At 70.8% G+C, this 17438-nt stretch carries 15 protein-coding genes; 6 read left to right on the top strand and 9 right to left on the bottom strand.

Going from position 1 to position 17438, the window contains the following annotated elements; all coding sequences use genetic code 11:
• Positions 1–9 precede the first annotated feature (9 nt).
• From mfnA to ppsA, 3 genes are all read right to left on the bottom strand, one after another.
• Complete coding sequence (gene mfnA, locus U5911_RS01640; RefSeq protein ID WP_336034736.1) at positions 10–1080, bottom strand: tyrosine decarboxylase MfnA; 1071 nt, start codon at positions 1078–1080, stop codon at positions 10–12.
• A 45-nt stretch (positions 1081–1125) separates the two neighbouring features.
• Positions 1126–2364 (bottom strand): M48 family metallopeptidase, encoded by a 1239-nt coding sequence (locus U5911_RS01635; RefSeq protein WP_336034734.1) that lies wholly within the window; start codon positions 2362–2364, stop codon positions 1126–1128.
• Between the two features lie 136 nt (positions 2365–2500).
• The gene (gene ppsA, locus U5911_RS01630; protein ID WP_336034732.1) at positions 2501–4750 is read right to left on the bottom strand and encodes a pyruvate, water dikinase; all 2250 of its coding nucleotides are present in this window, start codon (positions 4748–4750) and stop codon (positions 2501–2503) included.
• Between the two features lie 154 nt (positions 4751–4904).
• Here ppsA and U5911_RS01625 point away from each other — a divergent pair, with 154 nt between their 5' ends.
• Positions 4905–5507 carry a hypothetical protein gene (locus U5911_RS01625; RefSeq protein ID WP_336034730.1) on the top strand — a complete coding sequence of 201 codons (603 nt, stop codon included), beginning with the start codon at positions 4905–4907 and terminating at the stop codon, positions 5505–5507.
• A 53-nt stretch (positions 5508–5560) separates the two neighbouring features.
• Here U5911_RS01625 and U5911_RS01620 read toward each other — a convergent pair whose 3' ends face one another.
• Together U5911_RS01620 and U5911_RS01615 are read right to left on the bottom strand one after the other, a co-directional pair.
• The gene (locus U5911_RS01620; RefSeq protein WP_336034728.1) at positions 5561–6469 is read right to left on the bottom strand and encodes a PhzF family phenazine biosynthesis protein; all 909 of its coding nucleotides are present in this window, start codon (positions 6467–6469) and stop codon (positions 5561–5563) included.
• A gap of 57 nt (positions 6470–6526) precedes the next feature.
• Positions 6527–7393, bottom strand: a complete 867-nt coding sequence (locus tag U5911_RS01615; RefSeq protein ID WP_336034726.1) for a universal stress protein — start codon at positions 7391–7393, stop codon at positions 6527–6529.
• A 104-nt stretch (positions 7394–7497) separates the two neighbouring features.
• Here U5911_RS01615 and U5911_RS01610 point away from each other — a divergent pair, with 104 nt between their 5' ends.
• The 3 genes from U5911_RS01610 (at position 7498) to U5911_RS01600 (ending at position 10027) form a co-directional block, all read left to right on the top strand.
• Entirely contained in the window at positions 7498–8199 is a 702-nt protein-coding gene (locus tag U5911_RS01610) for a phosphoribosyltransferase (protein ID WP_336034724.1), read from the top strand.
• A gap of 139 nt (positions 8200–8338) precedes the next feature.
• Positions 8339–9193, top strand: a complete 855-nt coding sequence (gene mtnP, locus U5911_RS01605) for an S-methyl-5'-thioadenosine phosphorylase (RefSeq protein WP_336034722.1) — start codon at positions 8339–8341, stop codon at positions 9191–9193.
• 117 nt (positions 9194–9310) lie between these two features.
• The gene (locus U5911_RS01600; protein WP_336034720.1) at positions 9311–10027 is read left to right on the top strand and encodes a DUF7504 family protein; all 717 of its coding nucleotides are present in this window, start codon (positions 9311–9313) and stop codon (positions 10025–10027) included.
• On the opposite strand, the gene U5911_RS01595 is transcribed toward U5911_RS01600, so the two are convergent.
• From U5911_RS01595 to U5911_RS01585, 3 genes are read right to left on the bottom strand one after another with little or no spacing between them, the layout of a single operon-like run.
• Positions 10024–11049 (bottom strand): ScpA family protein, encoded by a 1026-nt coding sequence (locus U5911_RS01595; protein ID WP_336034718.1) that lies wholly within the window; start codon positions 11047–11049, stop codon positions 10024–10026. The genes U5911_RS01600 and U5911_RS01595 overlap by 4 nt on opposite strands.
• Positions 11050–11061: 12 nt before the next feature.
• Positions 11062–14634 carry a chromosome segregation protein SMC gene (gene smc / locus U5911_RS01590; protein ID WP_336034717.1) on the bottom strand — a complete coding sequence of 1191 codons (3573 nt, stop codon included), beginning with the start codon at positions 14632–14634 and terminating at the stop codon, positions 11062–11064.
• A gap of 31 nt (positions 14635–14665) precedes the next feature.
• Positions 14666–14956 (bottom strand): DUF7518 family protein, encoded by a 291-nt coding sequence (locus U5911_RS01585; RefSeq protein ID WP_336034716.1) that lies wholly within the window; start codon positions 14954–14956, stop codon positions 14666–14668.
• Between the two features lie 123 nt (positions 14957–15079).
• Here U5911_RS01585 and gatB point away from each other — a divergent pair, with 123 nt between their 5' ends.
• Together gatB and U5911_RS01575 are read left to right on the top strand one after the other, a co-directional pair.
• Positions 15080–16561 carry an Asp-tRNA(Asn)/Glu-tRNA(Gln) amidotransferase subunit GatB gene (gene gatB / locus U5911_RS01580; RefSeq protein WP_336034714.1) on the top strand — a complete coding sequence of 494 codons (1482 nt, stop codon included), beginning with the start codon at positions 15080–15082 and terminating at the stop codon, positions 16559–16561.
• A gap of 16 nt (positions 16562–16577) precedes the next feature.
• The gene (locus U5911_RS01575) at positions 16578–16985 is read left to right on the top strand and encodes a GNAT family N-acetyltransferase (RefSeq protein ID WP_418771517.1); all 408 of its coding nucleotides are present in this window, start codon (positions 16578–16580) and stop codon (positions 16983–16985) included.
• 3 nt (positions 16986–16988) lie between these two features.
• Here U5911_RS01575 and U5911_RS01570 read toward each other — a convergent pair whose 3' ends face one another.
• Positions 16989–17345, bottom strand: coding sequence for a DUF7994 family protein (locus U5911_RS01570; RefSeq protein ID WP_336034710.1), 357 nt, complete (start codon positions 17343–17345; stop codon positions 16989–16991).
• Positions 17346–17438: the final 93 nt, after the last annotated feature.

The following is a 17438-nucleotide window of genomic DNA, read 5'->3' as shown; positions in this document are numbered from 1 at the left end:
CGCCGCGGATTAAACGCTACCGGCTTCCGAGAGCGCTTCGAGGAACGACGCGAGCATCTCCCTGGTGACGTGGGGCATGCAGACGACGCGGAGGTCGCCGCCGGCGGTGGTGGAGACCCGCCAGCCGTCCTCGCGGACCGCCTCGAGTTCCCGGTCGGGGACGTCCGCGGCGACTAGCGGCAACACGGGGTCGACGACGTCGTAGCCGCGGTCGCGGAGTTCGGCGGCGAGGAACTCGGCGTTCGCCTGCGAGCGCTCGTACTGGTCGCGGTAGCCGTCGGGCCAGAGCGCCTCGAGGGCGGCGCGTGCGCCGGCGACGCCGGCGCCCGAGCGCGTGCCGCCCAGCGTCGGCTGCGCGTCGGATTCGAGGTAGGGGGTGTCGACGGCGAGGGCGTCCAGCGTCTCCGGGTCCCGGGCGAGGAAGCCGCCCGCTGGGACCGGCGCCTGCCCCATCTTGTGGGGGTCGATGGTCATCGTGTCCACGTCGGCGTCCGCGAAGCTCCAGTCGTGGTCGGTGAACGGGAGCACGAAGCCGCCCCACGCGGCGTCGACGTGCAGGCGCGCGCCGGCGTCGGCGGCGACGTCCGCGAGCGCCGGGACGGGGTCGACGCGGCCGTACTCGGTGGTGCCGGCGACGCCGACGACGAGCGCGGTGTCGCCGTCGACGCGGTCGGCGACGGCGTCGACGTCCGCGCGGTGGTCGTCGTCCGTGGCTGCGAGGCGGAGTTCGACGTCGAGGACGTCGGCGGCCTTCCGGAAGCTGAAGTGCGCGCTCTCGGGGGCGACGACGTTCACGTCGCCGTCTGCGAGGTCGCGGGCGGCCCTGACGGCCTGGACGTTCGCCTCGGTGCCGCCGGACCCCACGTAACCGTGGGGGTCCTCGAGGCCGACGACGTCGCCGAGCGCCGCGACGGCCTCGCGTTCGAGTTCGGCGACGGTCGGGTAGGTCGCGGGGTCGCCGGGGTTGTCGGCGAGGAACTCGACGGCGGCCTCCCTGGCGGCGGGGTGCGGTTCCGTGCACATCGAGGAGAGCACGCGGTCGAAGTCCTGCGGGGCCGGGCGTTGCTCCGCGCGCGTCATACGCTCCAGAAAACGAACGAGGCGTTTAGCGGTTCCGTTCTCGGGTCAGTCCTCGGTGAGGTAGCGGACGCGTTCGGGCACCGGCGGGTGCCGGTAGTGGAACGCCTCGTACAGCGAGTGCGGGAAGGGGTTGCCGAGGTTCTCGCTGGTGAGCGTCGCGAGCGCGCCGGCGAGCGGGCGGCCGTCGCCCATCACGTCGACGGCGAACGCGTCGGCATCGCGCTCGTTGGCGAGCCAGAGCCTGTTCGACAGCGGGCTCGTGAACTGACTGAGCGGTTCGACCCAGAGCGCGGCGAGCAGGAGGCCGGCCGCGGGCGTCGCTGGCGCGCCGAACATCGCGTACAGCCACGCGGTGTCGAGCAGGAACTGCGCGACGAACAGCAGCACGGCGACCTGGAGGACGCTGACGGCGAGCCCCTGCCAGACGTGGCCCTCCTTCCAGTGGGCGAGTTCGTGCGCGAGCACGCTCTGGAGTTCGTCGTCCTCGAGCTGGTCGACGAGCGTGTCGAAGAGGACGACGCGTTTCGTGCGCCCGAACCCGGTGAAGAACGCGTTCGAGTGGCCGGAGCGGGAACTCGCGTTCATCACGTAGACGTCGTCGCACGTGAAGCCGGCGCGCTCGAAGACGTCCTCGACGGCGTCCCGGAGGCCGCTGTCCTCGACGGGCTCGAAGTCGTAGAACAGCGGGAGGAACACGCGGGGCACGATGACCTGCGTGGCGAGGAGGAACGCGGCGACGACGCCGGTGGCGGCGACCCACCACCACTCGGGGAACCGCTGGACGGTCAACAGCACCGCCGCGGCGAGCGCGGCGACGAGCGCGGTGGCGAACGCCGCGGAGACGAGCGTGTCGCGGACGAACAGCCGCGGCGACTGCTCGTTGAACCCGAACGCGTCCTCGACGGCGAACGTGTCGAACGCGTCGAAGGGGACGCTCACCGCCTGGAACGCGAGCGTCGCGCCGACGATGACCGCGACGCCCGCGAGGAGGTCGTTCGCGACCGTCTCGTGGACGGCCGCGACGGCGTCACCGAACAGCCCCGTGTAGAGGACGAGCAGGACGACGGAGAGCACGACGACGCTCTCCAGCTGCGACGCGGCGGTCGTGATGCGGTGGTAGTCCAGCAGTTCCTCCGGGTCGTCGACGCCGAGGGTGTCCGCGAGCCACTCCGAGCGCTCGCGGACCGCGCGGTCGGCGTGCCGGACGTTCAGCGCGGCGAGCGCGACGAAGAACAGCGTCGACCCCGCGACCAACAGCAGGAACGCGGCGTGGTACGCGAGCATGCCCGCCAGTACGGCCAATCCGGTGAAACGACTTGTGGTCGAACGGACGCGCCGCCGCAGCCGAGCACGCGGACCGCAAGCGTCCGCGAGCCGAGCGGCGCGCGGCGCTGCGGGCCGCCCAGAGCAGACAGTGCGTTTACCGGACGTCGTCGAGGATCAGGCGCTGTTCGACGCGCTTGACCTCGTGCTGGACGTCGCGGACGGCGTCGATGTTCGCGGAGATGGAGGAGACGCCGGTCTCGACGAGGAAGTCGACCATGTCGGGCTTGGAGCCGGCCTGCCCGCAGATGCTGGTGTCGACGTCGTGCTCGCGGCAGGACTCGATGGTGTACTCGATGAGGTCGAGGACGGCGGGGTGGAGTTCGTCGAAGCGGTCGGCGACGTTCTCGTTGTTGCGGTCGACGGCGAGCGTGTACTGCGTGAGGTCGTTCGTGCCGAAGGACGCGAAGTCGATGCCCTCGGCGGCCATCTCGTCGATGGAGAGCGCGGCGGCGGGCGTCTCGATCATCACGCCCCACGTCCGCTTCTCGGTGTCGATGCCGGCGTCCGCCATGAGGTCGCGTGCGCGGCGGACGTCGTCGGCGTCGTTGACGAGCGGGAGCATGACCTCGACGTTGTCGTAGCCCATCTCGAACAGCTCCTCGAACGCCGCGAGCTCGTGGGCGAAGACGTCCGGGCGGTCGAGGCTGCGGCGGATGCCGCGGTAGCCGAGCATCGGGTTGTGCTCGTGGGGCTCGTCGTTGCCGCCCTCGAGCTGGCGGAACTCGTCGGTGGGGGCGTCGAGCGTGCGGACGCGCACGGGGCGCGGGTAGAACTCCTCGGCGACCGTGCGGACGCCCTGCACGAGCTCGTCGACGTAGGCGTCCTCGCCGTGGTCGGCGATGTACCGCTCGGGGGTCTTGTTCGTCGAGAGGATCATGTGCTCCATGCGGAGCAGGCCGACGCCGTCGGCGCCCGTCGCGGCGGCGCGCTCGGCGGCCTCCGGGATGGAGACGTTGACCTTCACCTCGGTGGCGGTCATCGGCTTCACGGGCGTGGTCGGCCGGGCTTCCTCGACGGGGTCGCGTTCCGTCTCGGTCTCGGCGCGGCCCTCGGTGACGCTGCCGCGGTCGCCGTCGATGGTGACGATCTGGTCGTCGTCGAGCACGTCGGTGGCGTCGGACGCGCCGACGACCGCGGGGCAGCCGAGCTCCCGGGAGACGATGGCGGCGTGGCTGGTCATGCCGCCCTCGTCGGTGACGATGCCGGCGGCGCGCTTCATCGCCGGCACCATGTCCGGCGTCGTCATCTCGGTGACGATGATGTCGCCCTCGCCGACCTTGTCGAGCTGGTCGAGCTTGGTGACGACGCGCGCGGGACCGGACGCGATGCCGGGGCTGGCGCCGAGTCCGTGCACGAGCTCCTCGCCGGTGTCGTCGCTGGGTTCGGTCATGTCTTCGTCGTCGTTGATGGTGGTGATGGGGCGGGACTGCAGCATGTAGACGTCGCCGTCGGCCATCGCCCACTCGACGTCCTGGGGCTCGCCGTAGTGGTCCTCGACGCGCTCGCCGATGGCGACCAGCTCCTGGATCTCGTCGTCGGAGAGCACGCGCTGTTCGCGCTTCTCGGCGGGGACCTCGCGTTCGACGGTCTCGCCGGTCTCGGGGTCCCGGACGTGCATCACCTTCTTGTCCGCGACGGAGACCTCCTCGACCGCGCCGGAGTCGCGGTCGACGTGGTAGTTGTCCGGGGAGACGGCCCCGGAGACGACGGCTTCGCCGAGCCCCCACGCGGCCTCGATGATGGCCTCGTGGGCGCCCGTGGAGGGGTGGCTCGTGAACATCACGCCGGACTTCTCGGCGTCGACCATCTTCTGGACGACCACGGCGATGTCGACCTTCCGGTGGTCGAAGCCCTGTTCCTCGCGGTAGTAGATGGCGCGCTGGGTGAACAGCGAGGCCCAGCAGCGCTTCACGCGGTCGACGAGGTCCTCGCGCGTGACGTTCAGGAACGTCTCCTGTTGGCCGGCGAAGCTGGCGTCCGGCAGGTCCTCGGCGGTCGCCGACGACCGCACCGCGACGAACGCCTCGCCGTCGTCGAGGGCGTCGTACGAGGACAGGATGTCCTCGCGGATCTCCTCGGGGAGGTCGGTCTCGAGGATGAGGTCTTCCGCCGCGGCCTCGGCGTCGGCGAGCGCCCCGGAGTCCTCGGGGTCGACGTCGACCGCGTCGAAGAGGTCGTCGTCGATGTCCGCGTTCTCGATGAACGAGCGGTACGTCCCGGCGGTCACGACGAACCCCGGGGGGACCGGCAGCCCGGCGTCCGTGAGTTCGCCGAGCGACGCGCCCTTGCCGCCGACGCTGTCGATGTCGTCGGCCCGTATGTCCTCCAGCCAGCGTACAGCCATGTGGCAGGTGAATACACCAGCAAGCCGCATAAGAAGATTGCGACAGGCTCTCGCGCAAGAATTTCTGAACTCGGTTCCGAGTACAACTTCGCGGCGGGGAGCGGCCGCGGGGCCTGGCGGAGGATTTTACTCGCCGGATTACGTCGCCGTGCCCATGGACGCGAAACGCGCGGCCGTCCACTCGGCCAAGTACTTCCTCGCCACGACGCTGTTCGCACTGATCGCGCTGGGGTTCGTCGCCGCGGGCGCCTACCTCAGTCGCCCGGCGCTCGAGGCGGAGACGACGTCCGCCCTGCTCACGGCGCTCGCGCCGGGCGTCGCGCTCGCCGTCGTCGGCGTCGCCGTCTACCGGTTCGGCCAGTCGTGGGCGCTGTACAAGACGCTGACCGCCGCCCACGAGGAGGCGCTCGCTGACACCTTCGACACGCAGCGCGTGAAAAGCGACATCGTCAGCCTCGTCGACGACCGGCTCTCGGACATGCAGACGGAACTCCAGTCGGCGAACCGCGAACTCCGGAAGCTCCGCGAGGACGAACCCTACGACTTCTCGCAGTCCGCGTCGAGCGCGTCCACGGGCAGGTCGACGTCCGGCACCGGGAGCAGGTCGACGTCTGACACCGGGAGCGGATCGACGTCTGGCACCGGGAGCGGGTCGACTACGACCGGCGCCGCGGACGAGTCCAGCGACGGCTTCCAGTCCAGCGACGGCTTCGAACCGGCGAGCCCGGACGCCGACCGCTCGGACGGCGACCGGTAGTCGCGCTCCGGCGCGGCGGTCGCGCCCCCGGGCGGTGTGCCTCGCGGCGCTGTTCAGGCCTCGAGGATGTCCTCGTCCGCGGGCGCCGGCACCCGCAGCGTGCCGTCGAGGGTCTCCACGGCGGTGCCGCCGACAGCGGGCGCGTCGCCGCCGTTCGGCCGGACGCGCACGCGGCCCGGCCGGTCGACGAAGTGGCCCTGTTCGAAGACGAGTTCGTCGGCGATGTCGCCGCCGAACGCGGCGTAGTGCGTGAGGTAGGCGGCCGCGGCGCCGCTCGCCGTCCCGGTCACGGGGTCCTCGTCGATGCCGGCGCCCGGCACCCACGCGCGACCGTGCAGCGTCGCGTCGCCGTCGAGCGTGTCGAACGAGAACGCGTAGACGCCGGCCGCGTCGACGTCGTCGGCGAGCGCGTCCACGGCGTCGAAGTCCGGCCCCGCGGCGCCGAGGTCCGAGAGGTAGGTCACCGGGACCACGAGGAACGGCAGCCCCGTCGACGCCACCGCGAGCGGCAGGTCGTCGCTCGCGCCGCGGAGCGCCTCCAGGTCGAGGCCGGTGGCCGCGGCGACGCGCTCGTAGCCGACGTCGACCTCGCGCACCGACGGGGCGTTCTGGGTCAGCCACACGGTCCCGTCGGCCTCCACCTCGACGTCCAGGACCCCGACGTTCGTCGCGAGCGTGTGGTCGCCCGCGTCGACGCGGCCGTCCGCGAACAGGTGCGCGTGGCTCGCGATCGTCGCGTGGCCGCAGAGATCCACCTCGGTCGTCGGCGTGAAGTACCGCACGCGGCGGTCGGCGTCCGCGCTCTCGCGGACGAACGCGGTCTCGCTCGCGCCGAGCTCCGCCGCGATCGCCTGCATCTGGTCGTCCGTGAGGTCGTCGGCGTCCGGCACCACGCCCGCCGCGTTCCCCGCCGTCGGCTCGCTCGTGAACGCGTCGACGAGCAGCGCCCGCGTCTCGGTCATGCCACCCGGTTGGCGGTCCTCCGTGTTGCGTGTTTTCCTCCCGGGCCGCGCCCGGCGTCAGTCCTCGGGCGCCCTGACGGTCAACACCGGCACCGGCGAGGTGCGGACGAGGTACTCCGCGACGCTGCCGAGGACGTACCGGTCGAAGCCGGTGCGGCCGTGCGTCCCGACGACGAGGAGGTCGACGTCGTTGTCCTCGACGTACTGGAGGATCGCGCGGTGGATCGACGTCCCGAACACGACCTCGGTGGCCGCCGGTTCGACGCCGGCGTCGCTCGCGTCGGCCGCGCACTCGTCGAGGACCGCCTCCGCTCGCTCCTCGAGGCTCGACACCGCGACGTCGCTGCGCATGTCCGCGCCGAGGCTCGCCATGTCCACGACCGACACCAGGTGCAGCGCCGCGTCCTCGGCGTCCGCGACGGCGACGCCGCGCTCGGCCGCTGCGTCGGCGCAGCCGCTGCCGTCCGTCGCCACCAGCACGGTCTCGAACGGGTAGTCGGCGCCGTCGTCGGGCTGGACCGTCAGGACGGGCACGTCCGACCGCCTGACGACGCGCTCGGTCGTGCTCCCGAGCAGGAAGCGCTCGAGGCCGCGGCGCCCGCGCGTCGGCATCACCACGACGTCCACGCCCGCCGACACCGCGTAGTCGCAGACGACCCGGTGGGGGTCGCCGCGCTCCACCGCGGTCTCGACCGCGACGCCGCGGTCGCGCGCTCGCCGCGCCGCGGCCTTCACGACGCGCCGCGCGTTGTCCTCGAGCACGCCCACCACGTCTGACTGCTGCTCGACCGCGCTCCGGGAGGTGTCGGCGACGCTCACGACGTGGACCGTCGAGCCGTGCGCGGCGGCGACGTCGAGCACGAAGTCCAGCGCCGCGTCCGCGCCGTCGCTCCCGTCCGTCGGGAACAGCATCGCGTCGAACATGCCAACACAGACGCGGACCTGTTACAAAACGGTGGTCCCGCTCGCGGCGGGCGGGCGACGCCTGTAAACCTTCAAGTAGCGACGCCCGAGAGTCCCAGTACGCAATGAGCGACCTCCCGGACGACTTCAACTGCACTATCACCAACTGGGAGTACATCTACAGTCTCTGCCGCGACGTCAGCGACGACGTCAAGGCCTCCGAGTTCGAGCCGGACGTCGTGGTGGCGCTGGCGCGCGGCGGCTGGTTCGCCGGCCGGTGTCTCTGTGACTTCCTCGGGCTGGACGACCTCACGAGCCTCAAGATGGAACACTACGTCGGCACCGCCGAGAAGTCCGGCGAGCCCGAGGTCCGCTACCCGATGCCGGAGGGCTCCGTGCGGGACAAGGACGTGCTCGTCATCGACGACATCGCGGACACCGGCGGCTCCATCGAGCGCGCCCACGAGTACGTCAGCGAGCGCGACGCCAACGAGATCCGCACCGCGACCCTGCAGCTGCTCGGCACGAGCGAGTTCGACCCGGACTACGTCGGCGAGTACCTCGAGGAGTGGACGTGGGTGGTCTACCCCTGGAACTTCATCGAGGACATGATCGACCTCGTCTCCGGCGTCATGGAGAAGGACGGCGACGGCCCGTACACGCGCGAGGAGCTCCAGCACCTCCTGTCGGCGTACCACGACGTCGGCCGCATCGAGATGGAGATCGCCCAGCCGGACCGCCTCGACGAGGTGCTCGACGAGATGGTGCGACGGGACGTCCTCGTGAAGGCCGGCGACGACGAGTGGAAGCTGCGCGTCGACGCCTGACGCCCGGCGCTCCGACCGGGAACCCGTCCTGCGGTCAGTTCGCTGCAGGTGTTCTGGGTGGTCGGTTCGGTGGCGTGGTCGGTCCGGCCGCTCCCGCCGCATCGGTTCGTTTAGGTGCGTCCGCCGTGCAACTGCGCCCATGATCGGTTTCATCGGCGGCTCCGGCATCTACGAGGCGCTCCCGCTGAACGACGTCCGCGAGGTCGACGTGTCCACGCCGTACGGCGACCCGAGCGCGCCGGTCACGGTCGGCGAGTTCGGCGACACGGGCACCGAGGTGGCGTTCCTGCCGCGGCACGGCCCCGACCACCAGCGCTCGCCCACGAACCTCCCGTACAAGGCGAACGTCTACGCGTTCAAGGAACTCGGCGTCGAGCGGATTCTCGCGTCGAACGCCGTCGGCAGCCTGAAGGAGGACCTGCCGCCGCAGACGCTCGTGGTGCCCGACCAGCTCTTCGACCGGACGAAACACCGCGACTCGACGTTCTTCGGGGACGGCATCGTCGTCCACCAGCCGTTCGCGGACCCGTACTGCCCGCACATGGTCGAGCACCTCCACGAGGCCGCCAGCGAGGCGACCGACGCGAGGACGCAGGCGGGCGGGACGTACGTCTGCATCGAGGGGCCGCAGTACTCGACGCGCGCGGAGTCGGAGTTCTACCGGTCCCAGGGCTGGGACCTCGTCGGCATGACCGCCGTCCCGGAGGCGAAGCTCGCGCGGGAAGCCGAGATGTGTTACGCGACCGTGGCCGGCGTCACCGACTACGACGTCTGGAACCAGGACAGCGAGGTCACCCTCGAGGAGGTCCTGGCGAACGCCGCGGAGAACGAGACCGCCATCAAGCGGACGGTCGAGCGCGCCATCGAGACGATGCCCGACGAGCGCGACTGCGACTGCTCCACCGCGCTCGAGGGCACCGTGAACACGCCGACCGAGGCCATCCCCGAGGCGACCCGCGAGCGCGTCGACGCGCTCGTCGGCGACTACCTGTAACGCACCGAGTGAACGCGGCCCGTCGCGAAGGTCGTCTCGGAGAGCGGCGGACGCGGTAAGATTCGCACCCGCAGTCCAAAAATGTAAATACTATTCGCTCGTTGGTTATCCCGTACTATGGCCGAGCACGCGGACGTCGAGGCGTTCTCGAAGGAGCTGGCGGCGCTGAAACGCGACGGGTGTAACGTCCTCGTCGTCAGCGACGCCGCCGGCCGCGGCCCGGCCTGCGAGCGGTTGCTCGGCGCGCCCGAACTCGACCGCAGCCACGTCTTCCTCTCGACGGCCGCGGACGTCTCGACCGTCCTCGACCGCCACCGGCCGCGGCGCACGGACGCCTCGACGCTCGGCGTCGTCGACGCCACGCCCGCCACCGGCACGCGCTCGGCGGCCGCTGTGACCCCGAGCGGCGACGCGACCGGCCCCTCGCTGTCCGACGCCGGCGACTGGTACGAGCGCGTCCCCGAGTTCGCGGACTTCCCGGCGGTGCTCGCCGCGACGACCGACGCGCTCGACCGCGTCGCCGGCACCGCCGACAGCCCCGGCGCGGTCCGGCTCTGCGTCGACGGCCTCGACCCGTTCCTCGACGCCGTCGACGCCGGCGAAGCCACCGAGGAGGGCCTGTTCCGGTTCCTCCACCTGCTCACGAGCACGGTCCGGAACGCCGGCGGCATGGGGCACTTCCACGTGTCCGCGGCCGCCGACGACGACCGGCTCGCGACGCTGGAACCGCTGTTCGGCGCGACTCTCCGCGTCGACACCGGCGGGGACGGCACGAGGCGCCAGCGCTGGCGCCTCCACGAGTCCGGCCGCGTCACCGACTGGTTCGAGTTCTAGTCGACGGCGACCGGCTCCGGCGTCGCGGCCGCGTTCTCGCAGACCCAGAGGTCGCCGAACAGGTCGTCCTGCTCGAGGACGACGGCGCCGCGGTGCGCGAGGAACAGCAACGCGAGGAACGTCTCCACGCGCGACCCGCCGGCGTCCGCGACCTCCTCGTACAGCACCTCCGTGCGTCCCCCGCCGTACTGCTCGTCCAGCACCTCGCGGACGTCCGCGATCGTCGCCTCGATGTCCTCCTCGTGGGCGTTCCCGAGCGCCTCGTCGGCGGTCGGCTCGTCGTCCATCCGGAACTCGTCGCCGGACCGGTAGTCGAGCTCCTGGACGCCGCGCCGGAACCCCTTCGGCGAGTCGCTGGTGTCGTAGCTCCGTGACTCCTTCCACCACGACCCGCGCTCGGCCTCGCGGAGGTCCCTGACCAGTTCGTCCAGCGTCTCCGGGTTGCCGCGAGCGTGCTTGCGCTCCAGGCGGCGGTCCATCTCCGCCTCCAGGGCGTCCACGGGGTCGTAGGCCGGCCGGCCGTCCGGGTCCGCGTCCGGCGGCGGCGCCTCCCACGGCAGCCGGTCGTCGAACTCGTCCTCGTCGGGCTCCTCCTCGTCGTCGTCCTCGAGCAGCGCGTCGCTTTTCATGCGCAGGAGGACGCTCGCGTAGAACAGCGCGCGGCCAGACGTCCGCAGGTCCGCCTCGTCGAGCGCCTCCAGGAACTTGTCCGTCACGGCGACGATGTCGATGTCCCACGGCTCGATCTCGCCGCTCTTCGCCAGCTGCACCAGCAACTCGACCGGCTCGACCTCGTCCTCGGGGTTCGGCTCGGGGTCGGCGGGCGACTCCGCGATCAGTTCCGCGGCGGAGTCCGGCGTCTCGCTCCCGCCGGCGTCCGCGGCCGCTCCCCCGCTGTCGTCGTCGCTCAGGGCGAGCCCGCCGTCCGGCGCGCCCTCGCTGTCGGTCCCGTTCTCGCGGTCGCGCTTCCGGTCCTCGCGGCCCGTGATGTCCAGGGGGACGTCGTCCCGACCGTCGCTCACCGCAGACCACCCCTAGTCATCGGCGACCGCCCCCTGCGCGGAGAGGTCGATGCCCGTCACGACGCTGCGGTTGTCCTCCTGCATCGTCACGCCGATGGCGCGCTCCGAGCGGTCCAGCATCGCCGAGCGGTGGCTCACCACGACGAACTGCGCGTCCCCGGCGAGCTCGTCGACGAGTTCGCCGACGCGGTCGGCGTTCACCGCGTCCAGGAACGCGTCCACCTCGTCCAGCGCGTAGAACGGCGCCGGGTTGTGCCGCTGGATGCCGAAGATGAACGACAGCGCGGTCAGTGACTTCTCCCCGCCGCTCATCGCGTCCAGGCGCTGGACGGGCTTGTCCGCCGGCTGGGCCTTCATCGTCAGCCCGCCCTCGAAGGGGTCCTCGGGGTCCTCCAGTTCGAGCTCGCCCGACCCCGCCGAGAGCCGCGAGAAGATGCGCTGGAACTGCTCGTTGATGGCGTCGAACGCCTCCATGAACGTCGACTTCTTCTGCTCGTCGTAGTGGTCGATGCGGTCCTGGATGCCGTCGCGCTCCTCCACGAGCGTCGCCCGCTTGTCCTCGAGGTCCTCGAGGTCGTCCTCGACGTCGTCGTACTCGTCGATGGCGAGCATGTTCACCGGCTCGAGGGCCTCCATCTGGCGTTCGAGGCGCGCGACGTTCGCCTCGACCTCCTCGAGGTCCGGGATCTCCTCGGGGTCGTAGTCCCCGACCGCCTCCTCGAGGTCCGCGACCTCCTCGCTCAGCCGCGACTCCGCCCTCCGCAGGCTCTTCAGGCGGTTCTCGACCTGCTCGACCTCGCCGGCCTTCTCGTCGCGCGCCCCCTTCGCCTCCCGGAGGTCGTCCTTGAGGTCCTCGCGGTCGGCCTTGAGGTCCGCGAGCTCGTCCTCGAGCTCGGCGACTGCCGCCTCCTTCTCGGCGAGCTCCCCGCGTTTCGCCTCGATCTGCTTTTCGAGTTCGCCGATGCGCTGTTCCTGCTCGGCCTTCTCGTTCTGCGCGGCCTCGATGTCGTCGTGGAGGTCCTCGACGGCGTCCTCGGCGTACTCCTTCTCCAGCTGGAGGCTGTTCAGCTCGCCGTCCAGGTCGTCCACGCGGTCCTCGAGGTCCGCGATCTCGGCCTCGATCCCCTCCTTCTCGGCGGTGAGCTCGGGGATCCGGGAGTCCGCCAGCTCCCGTTCTAGCTCCTCGATGTCGGCCTCCAGGTCGGCGATCTCGTCTTGCTTCTCGCCGATGTCGTCCTCGATCGCCTGCATCTCCTCGTCGACGTCCCCGCGCTCGGCCTGCAGCTCCTCGATGTCGGCCTCCAGGTCCTCGATGCGGTCCTCGACGGACTCCCGCTCGCGTTCGGCCTGCTCGAGGTCGTTCTGGATGGACTGGACCTGCTCGCTGGCGTCCTGCCGGCGGTCGCGGGCGTCCTCGAGGCGGCCCTCGATCTCCTGGACGTCCGCGCGGATCTCCCTGCGCTCGTCCTCGAGGCGCTGGATGCGCTCGGCGACCCGCTCCAGCTGGCCCTTCCCGGACTTCGAGAACGAGTACCGCGAGCCCGACCGGCTGCCGCCCGTCATCGCGCCGGACTTCTCGACGAGCTCCCCGGACAGCGTCACGAGCCGGTAGTCGCCCATCAGGTCTCGGGCGGTCTCCATGTCCTCGACGACGAGCGTGTCCCCGAGCACGTACGAGAACACGGGCGCGTACTGCTCGTCGAAGTCCACGAGGTTGTACGCGAAGTCCACCACGCCCGGCAGCCCGGGCGCGCTCGGCAGCGACCGGTTCCGCATCTTCGTGATGGGGAGGAAGGTCGCGCGCCCCGCGTTGCGCTGCTTGAGGTACTCGATGCAGCGCTGGCCGACGCCGTCGTCGTCCACCACCACGTTCGCCATCCGGCCGCCCGCGGCCGTCTCGCAGGCGGTCGCGTACTGCTCGCTGACGCCGCCGAGCTGGGCGACCGTGCCGTGGACGCCGCCGACGTCGCCGTTCAGGATGGTGGAGACGGCCTTCCCGTAGGAGCTGTCGCCGGACTCGTCGGCCTTCGCCTCCAGGCGCGCGTACTCCTCCTGGGCGGCCGAGAGGTCGTCCTCGACGTCGTCGAGGTCCTGCTGGCGCTCGCGTTTCTCCCGCTTGAGGTCCTCGACGACGTCGACGATCTGCTCGCGGTTCCGCTTCGCCTTCGCGAGCTCGTCCTCGAGGTCCTCGAGGGTCGCGTCGAGCTCCGGCAGGCGCTCGCGTGCCTCCTCGAGGTCCGCCTTCGCCTCCTCGACGGCCTTCGACCGGCGCTTGGCCTCGTCCAGCAGGCGGTCCTGCTCGCGCTGGAGGTCGTTGCGCTCGCTTTTGGCCGCCTCGAGTGCCTCCTTCTTCTCGGCGAGCTCGGCCTTCAGCTCGTCGAACTCCGTGTCCACGGACTCGATCTCGGCCTCGACGTCCGTGAGCTCGCTGTGCTTGTCCTGGACGTCCGCCTTCACCGACGCCTTCTCGACTTTGAGCTCCCTGATCTCGCCCTCGAGGTCCTCGATCTGTTCTTGTTTCCGGTCGATCTCCACGAACGCCTCGCGGCGCTCGGTCTCCGCGTCCTCGATGCGGTCCTCGCAGGCCTCGACCTTGTCCTCGAGCCGCGAGATGTCGCCTTTGATCTCCTCCATCTCGCGCTTGATGGCGAGCTGTTCGTCCTCGCCCTTCCGCTCGATCTCCGCGTTCAGGTCCTCGAGGTCCTCCTCGAGGCGCAACACGGTGCCGCGGCGCTCGTCGAGCTCCTCCTGGAGTTCGTCGAGTTCCGCCTCGCGCTCGGCGATGTCCGACCGCGTCGCCGCGAGGTCCTCGCGTTTCTCCTCGAGTTCGGCGGCCTTCGCGTAGCTCTCGTACTCCTGTTTCTCGTCGCGCAGCCCCTGGTACTCGAGGGCGGTCTCGCGCTCGTCCTCGAGTTGCTCGAGGCGCTCGCGCTTCTCCTCGATGCGGAGGTCGGCCTCGCCGATGCGCTCCTCGACGACCGCCAGCTCCTCGTAGGCGTCCTCTTTTTTCGCGTCGAACTCCGCGACGCCCGCGATCTCGTCGATGATCTCGCGGCGCTCCCCGGCCGTCATGTTGATGATGCCGGTGACGTCACCCTGCATCACGACGTTGTACCCCTCGGGCGCGACGCCCGCCTGCGCGAGCAGGTCGCGGATGTCCGCGAGGTTCACCGACCGGCCGTTCAGGTAGTAGTACGAGTAGTAGTTGTCGTCGGTGCGCTTCACGCGGCGCTTCACGGTGATGGTGTCGACGTCGCCGACCTTCTCCGAGCCGGCGGCCGCCTCCACCTGCGAGCGCGAGAGCGTGTCGTCCTCGTTGTTCAGCACGACCTCCACGCTGGCCTCCTTCGGGCCGGCGGCCTCGCCGTCGCCCTCGTGGCTGGGGTTGTAGATGAGGTCGGTGAGCTTCTCCGCCCGCATGCCCGACGTGCGGGCCAGCCCGAGCGCGAACAGCACCGCGTCGATGATGTTCGACTTCCCCGAGCCGTTCGGCCCGCTGATGGTGGTGAAGTCCTCGTAGAACGGGATCCTCGTCGTGCCCGCGAAACTCTTGAAGTTCTCGAGGACGAGTTCGTCGATGTACATGGAGCGGTGGGTCGGTTGGCGGCGAGCCGGCCTACGCGACGATGATGTCGTCGAGGTCCGACTCCTCGTTGTCGCCAGCCTCGCCGTCCGCACGTTTAGGCGCTTCGGCTCCCTCCGCCTCGCTCTCGTCTGCCGCGGCCGGCTCGGCCTCCTCGCGGGCCTCGCGGAGCTCCTCGGTGCTCGGGCTCTGGTCGAGTTCGGCCTCCAGCGTTCGGATGCGCTCGCTGGCGTCCACGAGCTCCTCGGTGAGTCCGCGCACGGTCGCCTCCAGTTCGTCGACGCGCTGTTCGAGTTCGTCGACGCGCTCGCTGTCCTCGGTCATACCTCGTGAAGGGGACGCGAACCGTATAAGTGTGGGTCGGACGGGCGTCAGACGCTCGCCGGGGTCGGCCACGCGGACGGCCAGACGTAATGCTTTCGGCGACGCCGCCCGAACCCGGAGGCAATGAGCCAGCAAGCGCAGGAGCGGGACCTCGCGGCGGTCATCGGCCTCGAGGTCCACGTGCAACTGGAGACGGACACCAAGATCTTCTGTGGGTGTTCGACCGACACCGCGGACGCGGAGCCGAACACGCACACGTGTCCGGTCTGCCTGGGGCTGCCCGGCGCGCTCCCCGTGCTGAACGAGGCCGCCGTCGAGGCCGCCGTGAAACTCGGGAAGGCCATCGACGCGGACATCCCCGAGCGCACGCGCTTCCACCGGAAGAACTACTTCTACCCCGACCTCCCGAAGGGCTTCCAGATCACGCAGTACGACGCGCCCGTCTGCCAGGACGGCGAACTCGACGTGACCGTCGGCGACGAGCGCCGCACCATCGGCATCGAGCGCGCGCACCTCGAGGAGGACCCGGGCAGCCTCAGGCACGTCGGCGGCAGCATCGACACCGCGGACTACACGCTCGTCGACTACAACCGCGCCGGCACGCCGCTGATGGAGGTCGTCACCGACCCGGACTTCCGGAGCGCCGACGAGGTGCGGGCGTTCCTCGCGAAGCTCACCGACGTCCTCGAGTACCTCGGCGTCTTCGACGCGGAGCGCGACGGCAGCCTGCGCGTCGACGCGAACATCTCGATGGTCGACGCCGCCGCGTTCGATGACGACGGCGACCTCGGCGAGGAGACCCTGGAGTCCGCGAACCGCACGGAGGTGAAGAACATCTCCAGCCACCGGGCCGCCGAGAAGGCCCTCTCGTACGAGATCACGCGCCAGCGCAACCAGATCCAGCGCGGCCGCGAGGTCGAACAGGAGACCCGCCACTGGGACGAGGCCCGCGGCATCACGGTGTCGATGCGCTCGAAGGAGGCGGAGAAGGACTACCGGTACTTCCGGGAGGCGGACATCCCGCCCCTGGAGGTCTCGGACTGGAAGGAGCGCGTCCCCATCCCGGAGCTGCCGGACGCGCGCCGCGAGCGCTTCCGCGAGGAGTACGACCTCGGCGCGGAGACCGCCTCGAAGCTGACGTCCCGGAAGGAGGTCGCGGACCTCTTCGAGGCGATGGCCGAGCAGTACGACCCGGGACTGGCGGCGACGTGGGTCGCCGACAACATCCTCGGCGAGCTGAACTACCGCGACCTCGACGTCGCGGACGTCGCGGACCGCTTCGGCGAGTTCGAGCGCCTCATCGAGCTCGTCGCGGAGGACGAGATCACCGCGAAGAACGCCGAGGAGGTCGTGCTCCGGGCGATGCTCGACGAGGGCCGCGAGCCGGACGAGGTCGTCGAGCGCGAGGGCCTCGGGAAGACCACGGGCGGCGAGGTGCAGGCGGCCGTCGAGGCGGCCGTCGAGGAGAACCCCGAGGCCGTCGAGGACTACCACAGCGGCGAGGACGGCGCGCTGAACTTCCTCGTCGGCCAGGTGATGGCCAGGACCGGCGGGAGCGCCGACCCCGGCCAGGTGAACGAGCTCCTGCGCGAGGAACTGGGGTGAGGCCCCGACAGTGGTCGTGCGCTACGAACTCCGCGAGGAGCTGCCGACGCCCCGGCGGTTCCTGGCACTCCGCGACGCGGCGGACATGGCCGAGCGGCCCCGCGAGGGCGTCGAGCGCGGCCTCCGGAACTCGCTGTACGGCGTGACGGTCGTGGACACGGAGACCGGCGAGGTGGTGGGGATGGCGCGCGTCGTCGGCGACGGCGGGTCCGTCTACCACGTCTGCGACACGGTCGTCCACCCAGACCACCAGCGGCAGGGCCTCGGCTCCCGGTTGATGGACGCCGTCGTCGACTACCTCGACGAGCACGCTCCCGGCGGCGCGTACGTGAACCTGCTGGCGGACGTTGACGGCTTCTACGAGCAGTGGGGGTTCGAGGAGACGCGGCCGGCGTCGAAGGGGATGTTCTACCGCGTCGAGTGAGCGCTACACGTCGGTGTCGAAGGCGTCGTGTTCGACGACGTAGCCGACGCCGATTGCGGCGAGCGCGAGGCCGCCGACGACGACGGCGGCGGTGTACGCGAGGCCGCCGGCGCCGTCGTCGTAGTCGAGGGCGGCACTGAGGAGCAGCGACGCGCCGAGCGCGACGTTCCCGAGGCCGACCAGCAGCCCCCAGCGGACGCTGTCGGTGACGCCGCCGGCGAAGAACAGCGCGCCGGCGGCGGCGAGCAACAGCATCTGGACGGCGATGCCGGGCGGCGGCACGCCGACGACGGCGACGGCGGCGACGGTGAACGCGAACAGGGCGGCGCCGAGCCACTGCGTGAGCGAGCGTCGGTCCATCGCGTCGGTGTTCCCCGGCGACGGGCTTAGGGGTTGCTGGACGCGGTCGCCACGGGTGACCGGTGGTCGTCGGGCGTGCGCGGCGGCGAGCGT

Origin of the sequence: Halobacterium yunchengense, from assembly GCF_037031165.1 — an archaeon.
GTDB classification, from domain to species: Archaea; Halobacteriota; Halobacteria; order Halobacteriales; family Halobacteriaceae; genus Halobacterium; species Halobacterium yunchengense.
The sequence above is the reverse complement of the archived record's forward strand: the minus strand, read 5'-3'. Positions and strand labels throughout refer to the sequence as shown.